This window comes from Candidatus Omnitrophota bacterium (genome assembly GCA_030650275.1).
Lineage (GTDB): Bacteria > Omnitrophota > Gorgyraeia > Zapsychrales > Fredricksoniimonadaceae > JACPXN01.
This window is the reverse complement of sequence record JAUSEK010000023.1, coordinates 191939-212699: the sequence shown is the minus strand read 5'-3', so window position 1 is coordinate 212699 and position 20761 is coordinate 191939. Positions and strand designations below refer to the sequence as shown.

22 protein-coding genes, 1 tRNA gene and 1 other RNA gene are annotated in these 20761 nt (G+C 53.9%); 8 read left to right on the top strand and 16 right to left on the bottom strand.

Translation table 11 applies throughout. The features are described 5' to 3' along the window. Positions 1-37: 37 nt before the first annotated feature. From Q7K71_06970 to Q7K71_06955, 4 genes are all read right to left on the bottom strand, one after another. Positions 38-736 carry a hypothetical protein gene (locus Q7K71_06970; GenBank protein ID MDO8675835.1) on the bottom strand — a complete coding sequence of 233 codons (699 nt, stop codon included), beginning with the start codon at positions 734-736 and terminating at the stop codon, positions 38-40. Between the two features lie 116 nt (positions 737-852). Further along, positions 853-1143 carry a NadS family protein gene (nadS, locus tag Q7K71_06965; protein ID MDO8675834.1) on the bottom strand — a complete coding sequence of 97 codons (291 nt, stop codon included), beginning with the start codon at positions 1141-1143 and terminating at the stop codon, positions 853-855. Next, positions 1140-1454: a hypothetical protein gene (locus Q7K71_06960; protein MDO8675833.1), complete on the bottom strand. Its 315-nt coding sequence runs from the start codon at positions 1452-1454 to the stop codon at positions 1140-1142. Before Q7K71_06960 ends, nadS begins: the two co-directional genes overlap by 4 nt. Before the next feature lie 210 nt (positions 1455-1664). After that, positions 1665-2165 (bottom strand): hypothetical protein, encoded by a 501-nt coding sequence (locus tag Q7K71_06955; protein MDO8675832.1) that lies wholly within the window; start codon positions 2163-2165, stop codon positions 1665-1667. Positions 2166-2263: 98 nt separating this feature from the next. Here Q7K71_06955 and ssrA point away from each other — a divergent pair. Further along, positions 2264-2671: a transfer-messenger RNA gene (gene ssrA, locus Q7K71_06950) on the top strand. A 3-nt stretch (positions 2672-2674) separates the two neighbouring features. Here ssrA and smpB read toward each other — a convergent pair. Further along, positions 2675-3127: an SsrA-binding protein SmpB gene (gene smpB / locus Q7K71_06945; protein ID MDO8675831.1), complete on the bottom strand. Its 453-nt coding sequence runs from the start codon at positions 3125-3127 to the stop codon at positions 2675-2677. Next, positions 3123-4079 carry an AEC family transporter gene (locus Q7K71_06940; protein MDO8675830.1) on the bottom strand — a complete coding sequence of 319 codons (957 nt, stop codon included), beginning with the start codon at positions 4077-4079 and terminating at the stop codon, positions 3123-3125. Before Q7K71_06940 ends, smpB begins: the two co-directional genes overlap by 5 nt. 188 nt (positions 4080-4267) lie before the next feature. Between Q7K71_06940 and Q7K71_06935 the strand changes: the two genes are divergently transcribed. From Q7K71_06935 to lpdA, 4 genes are all read left to right on the top strand, one after another. Next, positions 4268-4352 (top strand) — tRNA-Leu (locus Q7K71_06935). A gap of 22 nt (positions 4353-4374) precedes the next feature. Beyond that, a complete protein-coding gene (gene aceE, locus Q7K71_06930; protein ID MDO8675829.1) occupies positions 4375-7047 on the top strand; it encodes a pyruvate dehydrogenase (acetyl-transferring), homodimeric type in 2673 nt (890 codons plus the stop codon). 9 nt (positions 7048-7056) lie between these two features. Continuing rightward, positions 7057-8322 (top strand): 2-oxo acid dehydrogenase subunit E2, encoded by a 1266-nt coding sequence (locus Q7K71_06925; GenBank protein MDO8675828.1) that lies wholly within the window; start codon positions 7057-7059, stop codon positions 8320-8322. Beyond that, positions 8323-9738 (top strand): dihydrolipoyl dehydrogenase, encoded by a 1416-nt coding sequence (lpdA, locus tag Q7K71_06920; protein MDO8675827.1) that lies wholly within the window; start codon positions 8323-8325, stop codon positions 9736-9738. An 8-nt stretch (positions 9739-9746) separates the two neighbouring features. Here the strand turns inward: lpdA and Q7K71_06915 are convergent, their stop codons facing one another. The 9 genes from Q7K71_06915 to pyrE all read right to left on the bottom strand — a co-directional run bounded on the left by Q7K71_06915 (position 9747) and on the right by pyrE (position 16436). Further along, positions 9747-10310 carry an energy transducer TonB gene (locus Q7K71_06915; protein ID MDO8675826.1) on the bottom strand — a complete coding sequence of 188 codons (564 nt, stop codon included), beginning with the start codon at positions 10308-10310 and terminating at the stop codon, positions 9747-9749. Between the two features lie 2 nt (positions 10311-10312). Then, positions 10313-10741 carry a biopolymer transporter ExbD gene (locus Q7K71_06910; GenBank protein MDO8675825.1) on the bottom strand — a complete coding sequence of 143 codons (429 nt, stop codon included), beginning with the start codon at positions 10739-10741 and terminating at the stop codon, positions 10313-10315. Then, complete coding sequence (locus Q7K71_06905; GenBank protein MDO8675824.1) at positions 10738-11346, bottom strand: MotA/TolQ/ExbB proton channel family protein; 609 nt, start codon at positions 11344-11346, stop codon at positions 10738-10740. The genes Q7K71_06910 and Q7K71_06905 overlap by 4 nt, the downstream gene beginning before the upstream one ends. Next, positions 11340-13448 (bottom strand): TonB-dependent receptor plug domain-containing protein, encoded by a 2109-nt coding sequence (locus Q7K71_06900; protein MDO8675823.1) that lies wholly within the window; start codon positions 13446-13448, stop codon positions 11340-11342. The genes Q7K71_06905 and Q7K71_06900 overlap by 7 nt, the downstream gene beginning before the upstream one ends. A gap of 28 nt (positions 13449-13476) precedes the next feature. Then, a complete protein-coding gene (locus Q7K71_06895; protein MDO8675822.1) occupies positions 13477-13812 on the bottom strand; it encodes a cupredoxin domain-containing protein in 336 nt (111 codons plus the stop codon). A gap of 185 nt (positions 13813-13997) precedes the next feature. Next, complete coding sequence (locus Q7K71_06890) at positions 13998-14399, bottom strand: DUF192 domain-containing protein (GenBank protein MDO8675821.1); 402 nt, start codon at positions 14397-14399, stop codon at positions 13998-14000. Between the two features lie 77 nt (positions 14400-14476). Further along, a complete protein-coding gene (locus Q7K71_06885; GenBank protein MDO8675820.1) occupies positions 14477-15217 on the bottom strand; it encodes a M48 family metallopeptidase in 741 nt (246 codons plus the stop codon). An 80-nt stretch (positions 15218-15297) separates the two neighbouring features. Further along, positions 15298-15876 (bottom strand): Maf family protein, encoded by a 579-nt coding sequence (locus Q7K71_06880; protein MDO8675819.1) that lies wholly within the window; start codon positions 15874-15876, stop codon positions 15298-15300. Beyond that, positions 15876-16436 carry an orotate phosphoribosyltransferase gene (gene pyrE, locus Q7K71_06875; protein MDO8675818.1) on the bottom strand — a complete coding sequence of 187 codons (561 nt, stop codon included), beginning with the start codon at positions 16434-16436 and terminating at the stop codon, positions 15876-15878. The genes Q7K71_06880 and pyrE overlap by 1 nt, the downstream gene beginning before the upstream one ends. 61 nt (positions 16437-16497) lie before the next feature. On the opposite strand from pyrE, the gene Q7K71_06870 reads away from it, so the two are divergent. From Q7K71_06870 to Q7K71_06860, 3 genes are all read left to right on the top strand, one after another. Next, complete coding sequence (locus tag Q7K71_06870) at positions 16498-17238, top strand: ComF family protein (protein MDO8675817.1); 741 nt, start codon at positions 16498-16500, stop codon at positions 17236-17238. Positions 17239-17407: 169 nt separating this feature from the next. Beyond that, positions 17408-18496, top strand: a complete 1089-nt coding sequence (locus tag Q7K71_06865; GenBank protein ID MDO8675816.1) for an LptF/LptG family permease — start codon at positions 17408-17410, stop codon at positions 18494-18496. After that, positions 18484-19593 carry an LptF/LptG family permease gene (locus tag Q7K71_06860; protein ID MDO8675815.1) on the top strand — a complete coding sequence of 370 codons (1110 nt, stop codon included), beginning with the start codon at positions 18484-18486 and terminating at the stop codon, positions 19591-19593. The genes Q7K71_06865 and Q7K71_06860 overlap by 13 nt, the downstream gene beginning before the upstream one ends. On the opposite strand, the gene alr is transcribed toward Q7K71_06860, so the two are convergent. After that, positions 19577-20746 carry an alanine racemase gene (gene alr, locus Q7K71_06855; protein ID MDO8675814.1) on the bottom strand — a complete coding sequence of 390 codons (1170 nt, stop codon included), beginning with the start codon at positions 20744-20746 and terminating at the stop codon, positions 19577-19579. The two genes, Q7K71_06860 and alr, sit on opposite strands and share 17 nt — an antisense overlap. Positions 20747-20761 lie beyond the last annotated feature (15 nt).

Genomic DNA, 20761 nt, shown 5'->3' with positions numbered 1-20761 from the left:
TCTAACACAACAACCATGACCGGAAAGAACAAATCCTTCATTTGTGGATCCGCTGATACACCTTGTCAAAGACGACGCCGGCCGCCACGACAGGCAAAAAAGCAACGCCCAGAACGCCCGCGGCGCTGTAAATGCCCGCGCTTTTGATGGCCGTCGGCTTCATGGCCTCGATCATGACGAGAACAATGAGCTGTTCGACGCTTTTGATGTTCCTGTAGGTTTTATGATGCACGCCGATGTTATAGGTCTGGACGCCGGGCCGCTCACCTCCGGTGTAATCCTTGACCATGACCTGCCCGAGATCAAGCACGGCCGTATCAATGCGCAGCGCCATGGCCTTGGACGGTTTTGTGCCCTTGTTCTGCACGACCTTCAAGGCATCGACGTTCAGCCGGCCTTCCTTGTTTTTGACAAGGATCATTTCCTTAAGGTCAAGGACGAGCAAAGGCAGGTGCAGATCGCCCCTGAGGATCGCGGCGAGATCATATTCAACGCTGATCACGGGAATGTCAACCATGGGCCCGCGCGGAAAGCCGGAAGGATTATACATCTTAAATCCCCTGATGCGCACGGACTGACGGAAGATACCAACCGACATGCCGTCAATATGCACAGGCGCGCCCACCGCCTTTGAGACGCCGATGGTCACCGCGGCCTTGATGATCTGGTCTTTTGCGATCGCCAAAACAAAGAGGACAATGACGGCAATGATCAGCGGTTTTCTAACATTTCTCATCGGTTTCCCGCCCCTTTTTGAAAGTGTTTCTGAATACCTTTTTTATCACCGAACAGCAAAAAAGGCAACCTTTATCAAGATTGCCTGATGTTTCTCAATCAGAACCTCAATACCGACTATCCATGCAATGCCTTATACACAGCCTGCGGATCCTTTTGGGCCACTTTAAGCAAGGCCTGCGCCGGCCCCTCCGGTTGTCTGGCCCCCTGCTCCCAATTACGCAAGGTTGATGGGCTGACCCCGATCATGAAAGCAAACGCTGTCTGTGATTGGTGAAGTTTATGGCGGATGGATTTAATAGAAATGGGGTCAAATTTCGTGACCCTGGCGGGCTTAAGCTTGCCCGCCCTGATTTGTTTCATTTCTTTGATGCTCTGGACCAAATTATTAAAATCACGCCGGTTCATATTTCCTCCTCTATGACTGACCTTAAATATTTTATGTCGTCCGAAGACAGATCTTCTTGAGAAGATTTTTTGTATACGGATAATAAATAGATCTGATCATCTGCCGTTACCCAATAATAAATGACCCTTAGCCCGCCTTTCTTGCCCTTGCCCGATGAAACCCATCTTAACTTTCTCAGACCCCCCGAACCCGGTATCACAACACCCATCGCCGGATAAAGCAACAACGTTACCTGCAGCCGCCTTAACTCATCGTCATCCAACAACCATTTTGATGCTTTTAGAAAGAACGGCGTTTCAATGAACTCCACAACGACCCCCTGCTTAAAGTATACTTCATTGAAGTATACATGTCAAGGCCCTAGCCATACAAGGCCAGGCCGGACACCATAAAATTGTATCAAATACTGGGGAACGGTTGATATCTTCAGCGGGGAACTGAAGGTAAAATACTGCCGAAACTATGTCTTTCTTTTAGCACAAGATCATAAAAAAGGCAACCTTTATAAAGGCCGCTGATCTTACGCCTTCTGGGTTATTTTCTTCCATAAAGAATCGATCTGCTGTAAGAATATTTGATCTTTGGCCTGATCAACGTTCTTTTTTATATAAATTTTCACATATTTAATCACAACCTGGTCCGGTATCCCGTCAATGATCTCTGCCAGATCCGTTTTATCCAAATCCCCGATACCTCGGATGGCTTGCGTCCTGTCCAGGTGTTCCGTGACGCCGTATTTGATGCGCAATTCAGGAGGAATATCCTTAACAACATCGTAAATCTCAATATATCGCTTTTGAAATTTTTCTTCACTCATTTTTGATAAGGACCTGATATGTTTGGCCTTGAATTTCTCCAGATCCACCGTCTGAACAAAGGCCTTGGCCAAGGTTTTAATGGTGGCCGCGATGGCACGATCGCCCAATTCATTGGCCCCATCCGCGCAAATCTTGCCCGGCAAGAATAACAAGATCAATAACAGTCCCAGATAAATATTCCACCCCTGTCTTTTAGAATTCAAATATTATACCATAGCTCCAACGCCGTCAACCCACTTAAATTTGCCAGAACAGGGTATTTCCGTTATACTAATACCGTATTTTCCGCTCTTTCAGATATGGGGGTGACTTGGTCTCGACTTGTGTTGTTCGGGCATAGGTTGCGTGCCGGGGAAGTCTGGTAGGCCTCGACAAAAATCCAGGCACAATTAAACGCTAACTCAACGTTAACGTATAACGGCGTCATGTCGGAATTCGCCAAAAGCGAAGCTCCGGCTGAAGCCGTTGCTGTCTAAGCTCTCGTAGCTTAGCCCTTTTGCCTGCCGTGTCTGCGGGCAGGACAAAAGGTCATGAGCAGACTGGCTCCATGAGCCCGCCTTCATTCATGGAGCGAGACCTTGAGGGCTGGTCCCAAAATGAGCCTGTTTGCCGGGGCATGAGGGATGAGACTTAAAAGACAAACTACGCATCGTAGACGCTTATGCTTTGAAACTCAAGGACCCGGGTTCGATCCCCGGCACCTCCACCATCTTTATCGTTTATACCCCTTGATCGCGCGGTCCATGTCGCGTTTGGTCTCGCGTTTTTTGATGTCTTCACGCTTGTCGTACAATTTTTTGCCCTGCCCCGAGGCGATCTCCACCTTCACCAAACCCCGGCTGTTGAAATAGATCTTCGTCGGCACCAGCGTCAGGCCTGTGCGCGACAAAAGCCCGGTGATGCGTTCCACCTCTTTCTTGTGCAAAAGCAATTTGCGCGGCCGGTCCACTTCCGGATTCATGAAACTGGCCTGCTGATACGGGTTGATGTGCAGGTTGTGCAAGAACAGTTCGCCCTTGTCCGTGTTGGCGAAAGCGTCGGTGAAACTGGCGTGGCCGGCCCTTAAGGACTTCACCTCCGGCCCGACGAGCGCGATGCCGCATTCCCACTTGTCCAGCAGATGGAAATTATGATACGCTTTTTTATTGGTGACGATGACTTTAATGGCCATAAAGCAGCCCCCCATACAAGGCCAGCGCGACCGGTAAGGTGATGATGCAGGCCAAATGGGTGAAAAAGATCGCCTGGTTGACGAAATCCTGGTTCTTGATGTCATAATGCCGGCCGATGATGGACAGCGTCATGGCCGACGGCACCGCGGACTGAATGATGATCAAAAGCCCGATGAGCGGGTCCGGCCTTAACACCGACACAGCAAGCAAAGCCAGCGCCGGCATGATGATCAGTTTTGCCGCGCACACCCGCGTCAGGTCAAAAGCATTGTCCCTGTTCAAACGTGTCATGGCCAGATTCCCGCCGATCGTGACCATGATCAAAGGCAAAGCGCAATCCCCCAGGATATGGACCGGTTTGGTGATCAATTCAGGAATGGCTGTATTCCATCCCAAAAACACTAAAACCAGACCAAAAGCCATGGCTGTCAGAGGCGGATTGACCAGATTTCTAAAATCAACGCCCGAACCGGCTTTGCGCGTCAACAGCCATACGCCCAACGACCATAGGGACAGGTCAAACCCGATGAGCGACAGGATGATATAGATATACAAAACCGGGGATTGACTGCCCAAGGGCAGGGTCGCGGCCAATAATAAAGGAATATGTCCGGCATTATGCAGGGCGATCACCGCCTTAAACTCGTTCTTAACAGGTGACTTACGAAAGGCCAAAAGCAAGGACGCCACACCCAAACCTGTCAGGGTGATGCCAAAACTGATCAGCGGAAAGACCCACCAGAAAGGGATGGCTTTGAAGTCAAAATGGCTGATGAACTGGTAAAAGACAAATAAGGGGAAAAAGACCTGAATGTTCAGGCGGGAGAGCAATTTCAAGCCGTTTTGGTCTAAAACCCCCCTTTTAGTCAGGACATACCCGACCAGCCCCATCAGGAAGACCTGCAGGACAGCCCCGGCCGCGGTTTGGAAACTTAAGGTCAACATAGGGAAAAATTATAACACAAATAAACGTATGTATTGGCAAACTTTGTTATGGTTGTTCTGATTGGTCTAAGGAAGTTTGCACTGCGTTGAGCTTTGCTGAAGTTGTTCTTGTTGATTTGTGGAAGCTCTGCCTTGACATACAATTCTGGACGGTTTATACTCTTAAATCTTCATTGGGAAGTCATTTTGCCGGGGTGGCGGAATTGGTATACGCGTACGCCTCAGAAGCGTATGGCGAAAGCCTTGAGAGTTCAAATCTCTCCTCCGGCACCATATATAACAATAAGAGGTTTTTATGAGCGATCACGTAAAAAAGAGCGTTCCGGTCATGGATGATATTGAACTTAAGGAATGGCTGGCGTCCCTGGACTATGTGCTGAACAACGGCAGCCCCGAGCGGGTCCAATACCTTCTACAGCAATTGCAGATCCGGGCCCAGGAAAGCGGGGTCACCCTCCCTTTTACCCTCAACACCCCCTACATCAACACCATTACCAAAGAAAAACAGCCCCAGTTCCCCGGGAACCGGGAATTGGAGCGCAGGATCAAAAGCATCATCCGCTGGAACGCCATGGCCATGGTGGTGCGCGCCAATAAAGTTGCCGACGGCATCGGCGGTCACATTTCCACCTACGCCTCTTCCGCCACCCTTTACGAGATCGGGTTCAACCACTTTTTCAAAGCCAAGGGTCCCGACGGCATCGGGGACCAGGTCTATTTTCAGGGCCATGCCTCCCCGGGTATTTATGCCCGCGCTTTTGTGGAAGGCCGTCTCACCGAACAAAATATGGTCAATTTCCGTCGTGAATTGCAGCCCGGCGGCGGCCTTTCGTCGTATCCTCACCCGTGGCTGATGCCTGATTTTTGGGAATTCCCGACGGTGTCCATGGGGCTGGCCCCCATCATGGGCATTTACCAGGCGCGGTTCAACCGCTATCTGGAAGACCGCGGGCTTAAACCCAAGGACGGTCATAAGGTCTGGGTGTTCATGGGCGACGGCGAAAGCGACGAACCGGAATCGCTGGGCGCCTTGACCATGGCCTCCCGCGAAAAACTGGACAATCTCATCTTCGTCATCAACTGCAATCTCCAGCGCTTAGACGGCCCGGTGCGCGGCAACGGCAAGATCATCCAAGAACTGGAAGCGTTGTTCAGGGGCGCGGGCTGGAACGTCATCAAGGTCATTTGGGGTGATGACTGGGACCCTTTATTGGAAAAAGACAGCGAAGGCCTTTTGGCCCGGCGCATGGGCGAGGCAGTGGACGGCGAGTATCAAAAATACACCGTTTCCTCCGGCGCCTACGTGCGCGAACATTTCTTCGGCAAAGACCCGCGCCTGCTGGACATGGCCAAAAATCTCTCCGACGAAGACATCCGCAAGATGCGCCGCGGCGGGCATGACCCGGAAAAAGTGTATGCCGCCTACAAAGCCGCCGTCGAATACAAAGGCGCGCCGACCGTCATCCTCGCCAAGACCATCAAGGGCTACGGTCTGGGCGAAAGCGGCGAAGGCAAGAACATCACCCATCAGCAGAAAAAACTCAACGAAGAAGAGTTGAAAGAATTCCGCTCGCGGTTCAATATCCCTATTGCCGACAAAGATATCGCCAAAGCGCCGTTCTATAAACCGGAAGAAAATTCCCCGGAAATGCAATACCTGCGCGAATGCCGCAAGAAACTGGGCGGTTATCTGCCATCGCGGCGCACCGACAGCGCGCCTTTGCAAACCCCGGCCGAAGAACTGTTCGAAGAATTTTACAAAGGCACCGAAGGCCGCGCGGTCTCCACCACGATGGCGTATGTGCGCGTGCTCTCCAAATTATTGCGCGACGAAAAGATCGGTAAGTTCATTGTTCCCATCATTCCCGACGAGGCGCGCACATTCGGGATGGAAGGCCTGTTCCGCCAGGTCGGCATTTATTCCCACGTCGGCCAATTGTATGAACCGGTGGACTCCGACAGTTTGATCTATTACAAAGAAGCCAAGGACGGGCAGATCCTTGAAGAGGGCATCAACGAGGCCGGTTCCATATCGTCATTTATCGCCGCGGGCACGGCCTATGCCACGCACAACATCAACACCATCCCTTTCTACACCTATTATTCCATGTTCGGCCCCCAGCGCGTCGGGGACCTGGTCTGGGCGTCCGGGGACCTGCGCTGCAAAGGATTTCTCGTCGGAGCAACATCAGGACGCACCACGCTTAACGGCGAAGGCCTCCAGCACCAGGACGGCCACACGCACCTGCTGACCTCAACGGTGCCCAACCTTGTCTCCTATGACCCGGCGTTTGCCTACGAGATCGCGGTCATCATCCGCAACGGCATTTACCGGATGTACGAAAAACAGGACAGTGTCTTTTATTATTTGAGCGTCGGCAATGAAAATTACCCCATGCCGGCCATGCCCGAGGGCGTCAAGGACGGCATCATCAAAGGGCTTTACCGCTACAGCAAAACGTCAAAGAAATTCCCCTTGCGCGCGCATCTGTTCGGCAGCGGGGCCATCATGAACCAGGTCCTGGAAGCGCAAAAGGTCCTGGAAGAAAAGTATCATGTGGCCGCCGACGTGTGGAGCATCACCAGTTACAATGAACTGCGCCGCGAAGCGCTCAACGTGGAGCGCGCGAACCTTTTGGATCCGCGCGCCAAAAAAGTGCCGTACATCACCCAAATCTTAAAAGGCGAGCAGGGCGTTTTCATCGCCGCGTCCGATTACATGAAAACCCTGCCGGACAGCATCCGGCAATGGGTCCCCGGCCCGTTCACGGCGCTTGGCACCGACGGGTTCGGCCGCAGCGAAAGCCGCGAAGCCCTGCGTGATTTCTTTGAAGTGGACGCCAAACACATTGTCTGGGCCGCCCTGGTGACCCTGCACAATGAAAAAAAGATCGGCGCGGACGTGCTGGCCCGTGCGCAAAAAGAACTGCCCATTGACCCAAAAAAATTAAATCCCATGGTTTCATAAGGGAACGCTATGCTGCTCGACATATTTTTACCCGAACTGGGAGAGAATATCGCCGCAGGCACCGTGACTAAGGTCTTAGTCAAGGCCGGCGACGCGCTTAAAAAAGGCCAGAACATCCTTGAACTGGAAACGGACAAGGCGGTTTTGGAAGTCCCTTCCCAGCACAACGGCGTCATTAAAGAAATTTTGGTCAAGGCCGGGGCCACGGTCAAGGTTGGGCAGCCGGTGTTCAGAATTCAACAAGACGAACTTTTAACCTCTCCTGTCATTCCCGCGAAAGCGGGAATCCAAAAAGATGGACCCCCGATAAAAACATTCGGGGGTGACAAAATAGAGAGCCAGACACCGACAGCGGCTCCGGTTGCGACGTCAGCGCCGCAAACGCCTTTTTATATGCCTGTGCGCAAGGACGTTCATGCCGCGCCGTCCGTGCGTTTGTTCGCGCGTGAGATCGGCATTGATATCGCCCAGGTGCCCGGCACGGGCTCCGGCGGCCGCATTTCCACCGACGACGTCAAGGCCTACGCCAAGCGCATCATTACAGGCGGCGCAGCAGGCCCTACGGCCCAGCCCTCCCTGCCGAATTTCAGCAAATGGGGCAACGTCAAACGCGAAGCCATGAACAATGTGCGCCGCAAGACAGCGGAACACCTTTCGCACGCGTGGCAAGCCATCCCCCATGTCACCCAATTTGACAAAGCGGACATCACGGAACTGGAACAACTGCGCAAAGATTTGGCCGGCGAAGGAAAAAAATTGTCCGTCACGCCGTTCTTGGTCAAGGTCACGGCCGCGGCTTTAAAACGTTTCCCGCAGTTCAACGCTTCCATTGACATGGCCGCCCATGAGATCGTGTATAAGGACTATTGCAATATCGGCGTTGCGGTGGACACCGACCGCGGGCTTCTGGTGCCGGTCATCAAGAACGCGGACCAGAAAACCGTTTTGCAGATCTCCGACGAACTGACAGTCCTTGCCGAGCGCGCCCGCGCGCGCAAGACCACTATTGAAGAAATGCAGGGCGGATGTTTCAGCATTTCAAACTTAGGCGGTATCGGCGGAACGTTCTTTGCCCCCATTGTTAATTGGCCGGAGGTCGCCATCCTCGGCGTTTCCCGCGGGGTCATGGAGCAGGTATATGCGGAAGATCAATTCGTCGCGCGGCTCATGCTTCCCTTGTCCCTGTCCTACGACCACCGTGTCATTGACGGCGCGGACGGCGCGCGCTTCATCCGCTTTATTGCCGAAGCCCTGCAAAATCCCGGAGCCATCTAAATGTCTTTGTCCCCCGTCCAACTGGTCGTGATCGGCGCCGGTCCCGGCGGTTATGCGGCCGCGTTTAAGGCCGCGGACTTAGGATTAAGCGTCGCTTTGGTGGACAAAGAGGCAAACCCCGGCGGCGTGTGTTTATACCGCGGCTGTATCCCCTCCAAAACCTATCTGCACGCGGCCAAGGTGATCTCCGAGGCCAGGCACGCCGCTGATTTCGGAATCGCCTACGGCGCGCCCAAAATTGATATCAACAAACTGCGCGACTGGAAAAAAAGCGTTGTCGCCAAACTCACCGGCGGTTTGGGCGCCTTGACCAAACAGCGCAAGATCAGATACATTCAGGGTGAAGCCGTGTTCGTCAATTCCTCCGCATTGAAGATCAAAAAATCTGACGGCATCGTTGAAGATCTGTCATTTGAGAAAGCCATTCTGGCCACGGGTTCGCGGCCGTCAGCCATGCCTAACTTACCTAAATCTCGACACATTTGGGACTCGACATCTGCTTTGGACATGGACGCCGTGCCCGGCCGTCTTTTGGTCGTGGGCGGCGGATATATCGGCATGGAATTGGGCACCGTGTATCATGAACTGGGCGCCAAAATTTCCGTCGTGGAAATGATGCCCGGACTTTTACCGGGCGCTGACCGCGATCTGGCGGATGTGCTTTACAAACGCGTCAAGGGCCTGTTCGCCAGGATCATGCTGGAAACCAAGGTCGTCAAGATGGAAGAAAACAAGGACGGGATCACCGTCACTTTCGCGGACAAGGACGGCAAGGAATTCAAGGAAGATTACGATCAAGTGCTGGTATCCGTCGGCCGCAAACCCAATTCGGAAGGCCTGGGCTTGGAGAACACCAAGGTCAAGGTCAACGCGCGCGGTTTCGTTGAGGTCAATGACCAGCGCCGGACCAATGATCCGAACATTTACGCCATCGGCGACGTTGCCGGTGACCCCATGCTCGCCCACAAGGCCACCCATGAAGGTCTCGTGGCGGCCGAAGCCATTGCCGGGCATAAAGTCGCCTTTGAGCCGCGCGCCATCCCCGCGGTCGTTTTCACCGACCCGGAAATTGCCTGGTGCGGCCTGACCGAAACAGATGCGCAAAAAACAGGTCAGGAAATCCGCGTCGTCAAATTCCCCTGGGGCGCGTCAGGCCGTGCTTTGACCCTTGGCCGTCAGGACGGGCTGACCAAGATCCTCGTTGATCCCAAGACCGAACGTGTTCTGGGGATCGGTATTGTCGGGGTTGGTGCCGGGGAAATGATCGCTGAAGGGGTTGTTGCCGTTGAAATGGGGTCTGTGGTCAAAGACCTGAAACTGTCCATCCATCCGCATCCAACGCTCTCTGAAACCATCATGGAAGCCGCCGAATCCTTCTTCGGTTCTTCCACGCATATCTACCGTCCGAAGAAATAATTCATAACTCACGGCGATGTTAATTGAAAGCGGACACGGATCTCGACGTTGGAATCCACCGGCAGGGAACCGATGCGCCCGGGCTGGAACTTCCAGGCACGGATGCTCTTGACAGCCGCATTATCCAGCAAGGTAAAACTGCTGCTTTTCTTGATCTCCACGGCCTGAGGAAGGCCGTTTTTATCCACCGCGACGCTCAAGAGCACCAACCCTTCCTGTCCCCGACGGCGCGCGGACTCGGGATATACAGGTGCCGGGTTTTTGAGATAATCGGGTTTGGTCTCGGTGATGGCGCCGCCTGTGGATTGGACGATCATCGGCGGCACAACGCTTTCCTGCGGGGCGATCTCTTCCAAAGCGGGCACAAGGTCGATCTCAACACTACCCATACCTTCGTCCACCCCGAACTGCGCGGGTTTGATCAAAGATATGCCGACAAGAAAAAAGATGAGGATATGCAGCAGCAAGGAAAGGGAAAAACTTAACGGTCTGTCCCGCTTCCTGGCCGTATCCAGACGAATGAGCGGGCAAGTCGTATCTTTCAATCTTATACGCTCGGACGCAACGTTCATGATCAAATCCCGCGGGATGACGCCGCCGCCTTTGTCCGGATCGAAACTTTGGCGATCCCCAACCGTCTGACTTCATCGAGAACGGCGATGGCCTTTCCGAAATACGCTTTTTCATCGCCGTTAATGAACACCTTAATGTCCGGATCTTGCGCCTTCATTTGTTTCAGGCGCGCCGACATGGCCTCAAAGGTCACGCTTTCCTTGTCCAGGTAGACATCCCCCTGATCGGTGACAGTGAGGGTAACGGCGGGCGCCTTGGGTTCCTGTGCCGTTGACGTTGCCGCCGCCGGCAAATGGACGGAAATGCCCTGATTACGGACCATGGACAAAGAAACCATGACAAAGGTCGCCAGCAGGAAAAAAATAATGTCGATCAAAGGGATGATCTCGATCCTGGGGCGTTTCTTGGCAACCGGTAAAGGTATTCTCATGGCCTGTTTGCCAGTTTGACGATCAAAAGCTCAAGATAGGTGGCCGCATCCTCGATCTCATGCCGGGCGTCTTCCAGCTGGCTGTTCAAATAATTGAACGGGATCAGCGCGATGATGGCGATGAAAAGACCAAAGGCCGTGGCGATGAGCGCCTCTGAGATCCCGCCGGTGATCACCGTCGGGGCCTCAAGCTCCTTGGTCCCTAAAAGACCGAACGCGCGGATCATGCCGGTGACCGTGCCCAAAAGGCCCAGCAGCGGGGCCAGCGTGATGATGGTGTCCAGCGTCGAAAGCCCCTGACTGAACCGTTTGAGTTCCTGGTTGGCCGCCAGCAAAAGCGCGTTGGAAAATGACTGCTGGCGGTGCACCAGGCTATAGACCAGCGTCCTTGCCACAAAATCCTGCGTCTGCTGGCCGCATTTGACCGCCGCGTCCACATTCCCGCGCTCGACGTTGGCCAGGATCTGTTCAACGGCGCCGTGGCTCCGGCGGCGGCGTTCGCGGAGAATAAAAATAAAGCGTTCGATCACAACAGTCAATGCCACGATGGAGGTAATAAGCAGCGGCCACATGACCGGTCCGCCCTTTTGGAATATGGTTACCATATAAACTTTAACCCTCCGTAGTAATTACGCCCGTCCGCAGGATCAATGCCGCCGGCATTCACGCGGGCATAATAATGTTCATCAAAGAGATTATTGATGCCTCCAAAAATACTCACCATGTCCTTATAAACCTTCACATCCGTCGTCAGGTCCCAGACCTTATAGGAAGGCACCAGAAACTGCGTTGTGTTGGTGTCGTTGCCGAAATGATCGTCGACGAACGTTCCGCTCAAGCGCAGCTTCATCCTGTCCTTATGGTACTCCAACCCGGTCTTAAAAATAAAATCCGGCGCATACTGGGGCGTTTTACCTTTATTGGGTCCCTCAATAAAACGGGCATCCAGCACCATGATATTCGCGAAAAGATCCAATTGTCCCAAGTTCTTGCCATGCGACGTGTCATTGAGGGCATCAAAAACGCCGATCAGGTCCAATTGATTGGCCAGCTCCACACCTTGATGGGCCGCGTCGCCGACATTGTCCACCGTCGTACCGGACGTGCCGATCTGATCATCAAAACGCATAAAGAAATAATTGATGTCCCAATTGTAGAAATCCACCGGACGGCCGCGCACGCCGAAATCCACTTCCCACCCATTGCCTTCCTCCAGATCACCGTTGACGGTTTGGCCGCTGCCGGTGGGGACGGCCTGCGCGAACGTCTTGGGCCGGTAGCTTTGAGAAATATTGGTATAAACCTGCGCCTTGGGAGTGATCTCATACTCCATTCCCAAACCAAACAGCGGAACAAAATCATATTGGCGATCATCCGCTAAAGGGACCGTTGTTTTATCCAGATTTTCTTTCTCCTTGATCCCCTGCCAAATATTCTCCAAACGTACGCCCGGGGTGACCATCAAACGCCCCAGACGAAACAGATTTTCAGCAAAAACGGACACCGTATTCATGGTCCGGCGGCTTTTTTGACGAAGGTCACCGTCATCCGCATCGGCCGATGTTCCGCGCTTGTCGCTGCGCGGTGACGTAGAGTGGTAATACAATATCCCCCCTGTCAACACATGGTCGTTAAAACCGAACGCATCATAAGTTTCTTTAAACCGGCCTTCCGTTCCCGCGCTATAAAATTCCTGGTCCTGGATGTCATTGGTCCAAGACGCCGCGCCGCTGGGCAATGTTCCAAAACCGCCGCCGCGCTGGCGCCAGCTCAACCGCTGATAATATCCGCCGAACGTTTTCCAGTACAAAGATTTGGCTTCATCCAGATCTTTCTCAAAATTCAATGCCCCGGCATAACGATTTAATTCAAAATGATCATTGAGCCGGGTGGTTTTATGGGGATCGCCGTCAAAATCCGCACGGGTAAGCCCGCCGGGTTCCCCGTGTTTTTCATTGTAAATATCGAAATCCAGACCCCAACGGGCATCCGATGGGCCATTCCATTGCACTTTTGAACCGCCATAATAAACTTCCGATTGGCTGTTATGATCACGAAAACCCTGGGACTGGCGGTGGTGGACATAGGCATAATAACCGGCATGATCCAGCGTACCGCTGATACCGGTATAATGAGAGTAGAGGCCGTGACTTCCACCAGCGTTTTCCGTCACTAAGGCAAAGGGTCCCGCGGCATAGGGTTCCTTGGTCACAAAATTGATCGCTCCCCCCGGCTGAGGACCGTATAAAAGACCGGCGCCGCCGCGGATAAAATCCACGTGATCGACCGTTTGAAAAGGAGGCGTGTAGTAGGCCTCCGGGTAGCCATACATATCCGCTGTGATGGGGACGCCGTCTTTGAGGACCTGCGTGAACTGCACGCGGTCCGGAGCCAAGCCTCTGTACCCGATACTGATTAAAGGAGTAGACTCCTCACTGACCAAAAGCCCCGGTGTTTGATCCAAGGCCTGGCGGTAGTTATTATTGATGATGACAGGTTTTTGTTGCAGGTCCACATAGGATGTTTTTTTGCCGCTGTAGATCTTTGCGCCTTCAACCGCCGGCAATTCATCGGCCAATCGTTTTTCTCTTTGCGCCGTCACCACCACATCCGGCAAAGCGACATATGCTTGCTCTGCTTGAGCCGGACCAAACACAAAAACCAACAATAAAACCCCGACTGACACAAACCCTGCTTTGCATATCATGCCTTCTCCTTATGTTTATGAAGAAAGTTTATTGAACGAAGATGCTGCCTTTGGCGGTATCTTTATGGAATTCACCGACAAAATTGTAAGAGCCGGCTTTCAAAGGGCCTATAAACACAACGGCCTTGCGGTTACCCGCTATGATCTTTTCGCGGCCCAGATCATGGCTTTCAAATTCTTCGGGCGTGGCGTCCTGATTGTCAATGACTAATTTGACCTTGGTATTGGCCGGGACCTCGATCTGGACAGGATCAAACCTATGGTCCTTAATGACCACCGTATATTCGGGCATGGTTGCCGCCAAAGCCAACACCGGGACCCAAACCAGAATACCCATAACCAATGAAACCCAAAAACGTGTCATGATCATACCCATAACTAAGCTCCCATTTTACTTATTCTTTAACCAATAGCTGGATCAGATGCCCTGTCCCCGTCTGGAACGGACGGGCTTAAATACGTCATTCAATGACGTATTTGAAAATAAAATAACAGAAGGGGTATTTCTTGTCAAGAAATTTCTATTGGGGATCTTCTGAAACTGTTGGTTCAGGGGCGGAACACAGCAGGCAAATGGTGAATGCTGACACGGACACCGGGCTTGAGGTCATGGGCGCGGCTGAAACCCGCGCTGACTTCCAGCACGTAACGCGCGTTGGCGGGCGGCCCATACACCGGGCACGGATCCGCAGGACAGGGCGGCAGATTCTCGCCAACGGCGACAATGCCCCCGCTACTGTCCAGCCAAAGGATATCCAGAGGAAATTTCATGTCCTTCATCCAGAACCGGTGACGGTCATCCCGTTCAAAAACGAACAGCATCCCTCTATTGTGTCCGAGGCCCTTCCTGCCCTGCAAGCCGCGCTGTGTGTCCTCTTTGCCGGATACAACCTCCACGTTCACGCAGACATTGGCGGCGCAAACCTGGACCGGCTGCGATGGCCGTTGCAAAACATAAAAAATGATGATGGCTGCGCCTGAAAGAACGATCCAGAACTTCCGCTGAAATGTCGCAGCCGTAAGAAGGTTTATTTTTCTTCTCCCGTAATATTCAGATAATCCCGAAATTCGGCCGCTCCCTTTGCGGCTTCGTTGGCCCTGGCCATGCGCTGGGGGATAAAGGGGTGCGTGCGCCAATAAATAAAAGGTCTTGGCGGTTCTTTCATCTGATGTTCCAAAAGTTTGCCCAGCATGACCCGCATCTGGGAGGGGTCATACCCGGCCCGTTTCATGTAACGCACCCCCAAACGGTCCGCCTCAAATTCATCCTCACGGGAATTCGCGAACAAAAGGGAGTCCGCGGCGATCCCCACACCGGCGGCCATGCCTCCCTGCCCCGACGCGATGGCCGCGCCCTCCAGCACCATGGCGCCATAAGCGCCCTGCAGACGCTTCATGGCGTGCTTGGCCGTGATATGCGCGATCTCGTGGGCGATGACAGCGGCCAATTGATCGTCATTCGTCATGAGGTCAATGAGCCCTCTATTGACGTAAACGTATCCGCCGGGCAAACTGAACGCGTTGACGGCATCGTCCTCGATCACGCGGACGGTATAGACCAAGTCTTTGCGGTCACACACCGCAATGATCCTCTTTAAAACCTTCTCCGAGCGTTCATTGACATCCACGTCGGTATTGAGCTTAACGGTTTTTTCAACCTGCACGGATACCGAGGCGCCGATGTTCTTTTCTTTCTCGTCGCCGTATAACAGGGTCTCTTCGCGGCCCGTGGCGGGATTAAATTCCGAAACGCACCCGGATAGAAACATAAAAAATGTCATTCCCGCGAAAGCGGGAATCCATATTCTGGACCCCCGACTAAAACATTCGGGGGTGACAAACAGTTTTTTCATAACACATGCACCCCGAATTTTTCCAGCATCCTGCGGAGCCTGGCCAGCGGCAGACCCACGACGTTAAAATAACATCCCTCAATGCGCGGGATAAAAAGCGCGCCCTTGCCCTCGATGTCAAAGCCCCCGGCCTTGTCCAGCGGTGAAACCAGACGGTGATACCGGTCAATGGCCTTGCCCGAGAGGCGGTCCATGAACACCCTGGTCTTTTCATGGCCCACGGCTGTTTTGCCCGTGGCCGCGTCAACGATGGCAACGCCGGAATAAACCCAGTGGGGACGCGCCATCAATTCTTTCAGGTCTGCCTTGGCCGCTTTGAGATCTTTGGGTTTAAAGATGAGCCGGCCGCGGGCGGAACAGACGATGGTGTCCACGCCGATGACCAGTCCGGAGGTGACGCGGGAGGCGATGTCTTTTGCTTTTAAAAGCGCGTTGATTTTAACGAGAGCGGCACAGCCCGCATGGGGTTTGGTGATCTCTTTGAGTGTGCTGGGGCGAACGGTAAAAGGCAAACCGAGAACGGCCATGAGTTTGCGCCGTTGGGGTGAAGCGGAAGCTAGGATGATCTTGGGCATTACTTTAAAAACTCATCTGCCGTAAATATGGATTCCAGCGGCACCCCGTATTTGGCCAATGCCGCGCCGGCGCCTTCCTGACGGTCAATGACGCAAACGGCCTTGATCACCTTCACGTCCATCCGCAAGAGAACTTCAATGGATTCAACAAAGGCCTTGCCCGTCGTGGCCACATCATCAATGAGCACGACCCTCGCCCCCTTTTTAAGCAAAGGTCCTTCCACCTGCTGTTGTTTGCCGTGGGCCTTGGGTGATTTGCGGATGATGAACGTGTTCAAAGGCCTGCCCTGCTCGTGGCTTAAGCAGGCAATGGCCCCGACCATGGGATCCGCTCCCAGCGTCGGCCCGCCGATGGCGTCCGGGGCATCCTCCCTGATCATGTCTAAAATGATGCATCCGGTATGATAGGCGCCGGCCGCGCTTAAAGTGACCAGGCGCGCATCAAAGTAATGATCGCTTTCTTTACCCGATGAGAGAATGACCTTTCCTTTGACCAACGCGTCGGCCTTTAAAAGGCCGAACAATTGCGCCCTGTCCCGGGACGTAGAGGATGATGGCATGACTTGATTATACGAATATTTAAAGTGGATGACAAGCCGGATTATATGATACCATCAACCCATGTTTCCAGGCGTGTGGCAGGGATTTCAACAATTGGTTTTTCCGGACCATTGCGCGCTGTGCCGGGCCTTTTTGAACGACGGCCGGCACAAACAACTCTGCGACGTCTGCCGCGCCTCCATCCCATTCAATGTCCCGCCGTTCTGCCGGCTTTGCCCGCGCCGTTTGGAGATATTCACCCCCGACGGTATTTGTCCTGCGTGTGCCGCAAGGTCCCCCTCCTATGACGCCGGATGGTCGGCCTGCCTTTACGATGAGTCCATGCGCCGCCTGTTGCACGCCTTCAAATACAGCGGCAAAACCCGCTTGGCACCCGCTTTCGCGCAAGTGTTGAACGCTTTCATCGACACCTATCACATCCCCTTGAACCGTTTTGACTTTTGCGTCCCCGTCCCTTTACACCCCGCGCGCCTGAGGGAACGCGGTTTTAACCAGTCGGAAATTTTATGCGGGGTCTTACGCGGGCGATACGGCCTCGCTTGCCGCGGCGACATCCTGGCACGGACGCGTTCAACCGAGCCGCAGGCGGCTTTAGGCGCAAAAGAACGCTGGACAAACCTGGAGGGCGCTTTTAGAATAAACCATTCTGATGCCGTCGCCGACAAAAGCGTGCTCATCGTCGACGATCTGTTCACGACCGGGGCCACGGCCGAGGCCGCCAGCCGCGCCTTGAAAGAAGCCGGCGCCGCCTATGCCGGCATCCTGACGCTGGCCATAACATCTATTACACCGTCAAAATAATTTTTAAACTGATACGGTGTAATGAAAGGGGTGTGGGGGAAACCTTCCCCCACGTTTGGGGGGTGCTCAGCGAGCGATAGCGAGCGCCGAAGGGGGGCTTGCCCCCCTAGCGGAAGTGCGAAGGAAACTTTTCCATAATAACTTACTGAAAAAAGTTGACGAAGCACTTATGCGGATCCTTAGAAATTACATCCTTAAAGAATGTTTGCTGCCGTTTGTCATCGCCATCAGCGTGCTGACCGGGGTTTTCATGCTGGGATATTTGCCGCAGCTGGCGGACAAGGTCATCAACAAGGGTGTTCCTTTAGCGTCGATCAGCGCCGTCTTCATCTATTACATCCCCATCCTCCTGGGATACACGCTGCCCGTGGCTTGTTTAGTGACGGTGCTCTTGACCTTCGGGCGCATGTCGGCGGAAAATGAGATCCTGGCCATGCGCGCCAGCGGCATCACCCTGCGCCGCCTGCTGTTCCCGCTCATCGTGGTGGGGCTGTCTTTAAGTTTGATCGTCTATATCCTCAACGACCGGGTCATCCCGGCCGCCTACGATGCCCAGTCGCGCGTCCTGCAGCAAACGGGTTCCAAGAACCCGTCGGCAATTCTGGAAGCGGGGTCGTTCATCAACGCGTTCGACAAATACATCGTCTTCATTTACCGCATTGACAATAACCGGCTTTACGGCGTGCGTATCTACCAGCCGCGACCCAATAAACCGACGCGCACCATCATCGCGCAGGAAGGGGAATTTGTCCGCGTGCCCAGCCAGGACAAACTCCTGCTCAAATTAGTCAACGGCACTTCCGACGAGCCGGACCTGAAAAACCCCGAAAATTTCTACAAACTGAATTTCCAGACCTCTTTTATCACCATGGACCTGTCCAAAAAAAACCTGAAAACGGACAAAAAGTCCAAGGCCATGACCCTGCAGGAGATCAACGCCAAGATCAACGAATACAAAGGAATGTCCATTGATCCGGCGCCCCTGGTCACCGAATACCAGCGCCGCACCGCCTGGTCTTTGACGCCGTTGTTATTCATCCTTTTGGGCTTTCCCTTCGCGGTCATCACCCACCGCCGGGCAAGGTCCGCCAACATCCTCTTCGCCGTGCTTTTCGCGGCACCGTATTATCTGCTGTCCCTGGCCTGCCAGGGGCTGGCGACCCAGAACATCACCGACCCGGCCCTGACCATGTGGCTGCCTGACATTGTCCTGGGGCTGGCGGTCCTGGCCTTAAACTGGAAACTATGCGTATCCTAGACCGCTACATCCTTAAGGACATCATCGGTATTTTCTTAGGCACCGTCGTGACCTTCGCGTTCTTGTTCATCCTCATTGACACGTTCGCCAACCTGGAAGATTTCATTGAGAAAAAAGTGCCCATGGACGTGATCGTCCAGTATTACATCTCCTTTTTACCCGTGGTCGCGGTCAACACCTCCACCATGGCCTGCCTGATCGCCGTGCTTTTTACCTACAGCCAGCTCAACAGCAACAATGAGATCGTCGCGGCGCGCGCCAGCGGGCTTAACTTCTGGCAGATCACAAGGCCCGCGCTCATCTTCGCGCTCATCGTGTCGGCCTTCGTTTTTCTGGTCAATGAACGTTTTGTCCCGCAATCATCCCTGATCAACGAGCAGATCAGGGAAAGCCAGATCAAGGTCACTGTCATGGAAAAAGGCAAGGGCCGTCCGCTCATCCATAACCTCACCTTCTACGGGATGAAAAACCGGCTGTTCTTCGTGGACGTTTTTGACCCCAACACCAATGAGATCTCCGGGGTGACCATCATCGGACACGACAAAAACCAGAACCTGATAGAAAAGATCCTGGCCGCCAAAGGCAAATGGACGGGGATCGCGTGGAAATTCCTGCGCTGCCAGATCACGGAATACAATTCAAAACTGCCCAACGTCCCGGGAGAGATCAGGGTCTACGACGAGAAATTGATGGACATCCGGGAAACGCCGGAGGATTTCATGAAGCAGCGGCTCAATATCACGGCCATGAACCTCAAACAACTGCGCGATTACATCAAACGTTTTTCGGGAAGCGGGGCCACGAAAACCGTCACAAATCTGCAGGTGGACTTCCACCAGAAGATCGCCTTTCCTTTGCGCGCTTTCATCATCGTCCTGGCCGGCCTGCCCTTCGTGCTCATCGCCGCGAGCAAACGCAAGACCGCGGCCCTGGCCTCCATCGCCGTGGCTTTGATCATCGGATTTTTGTATTATGTTCTGGACGCGGTGGGCCTGGCTTTAGGCAAAGGCGGCGGACTGCCCCCCATGGCCTCGGCATGGCTGGCGCCGGGGATCTTTTTGACCGCGGCTTTGATCGCCATTAAAAGTAAATTCTAGGCAGGTTATTTCCCAAACTGCAGAGGATCTCGTAACTGATGGTGCCGGCCCAATGGGCCACCTCGTCGGCGCTGATATTGGCGCCTTTCTGATCTCCCAGCAAAACCGCTTCTTCCCCCAAACGCGGCAGGTCCCCGGACATCCCCAATGGCGTCACATCCACGATCACCTGGTCCATGGTGACACGGCCCACCACAGGACAGCGCAGCCCGCGGATCAACACGAAGGCGCTGTTGGAAAGGGAACGCAAATACCCGTTGCTGTAGCCGATGGGCAGAACCGCGACCGTCATGTCATCCTTGGCCTTGAACGTATGGCCGTAACTGACGCCGCGGCCTTTGGCAATGGTCTTGACGAAAATGATGCGCGTTTTGACAGCCATGACCGGATGCAGGGCCACTTTCTTCTTCAACTCTTCCGACGGATAAAGACCATACAGCATCAGGCCCGGCCGCGCCAGGTTGAACAATTCACTTTTGTAATTCCCCAGCCCCATGCTGTTGCCCGCGTGCACGTAGGTGAAGGTGATGAACTGGTTTTCCATCGCATAAACAATATCACGGAAGCGGCGCATCTGGCCAAAGGTGAATTCCCGGTCGGTTTCCGCCAGCGGGAAATGCGTGTACAACCCTTCCAGGACCAGACGCGGATGGTCATCGCGCAATTTTTGCACAAAAGCAAGAGCATCCTCCTCATCCACGCCAAGCCGCCCCATGCCGGTGTCCACCTTGATATGCACCGGCACCTGCACGCCGGCAGCGATGGCCTGCGCGTCAATGGCCTGGGCCAGTTCCGGGGTGCATACCGTCGGGGTCAATTGGTTCTCAACAATGGCGGCGGCATCCTGCGGTAAGGTGCTTTCAAAAAGCAGGACCTTCTGTTTGAACCCCGCACGGCGCAAGGCAATGCCTTCGGAAACATTGGAAACGGCGAACAAAGGACAGCCCTGGGCGTCAAGGCATTGGGCTGTCGCGAGCATGCCGTGGCCATAGGCGTCGGCCTTGATGACGGGGATGAGCCCCGCGTTGTAGGCCATGTTCTTGGCCGCCAATTTTTTCAACTCGGCGAAATTGGCCGCCATGGCGTTGAGGTCGATCTCCGCCCAGGTCCAATGTTCGCTGGTCGTTGCTGTTTGCTGGTCTTTAACTGTCATGAAGGCCTCTCGCTA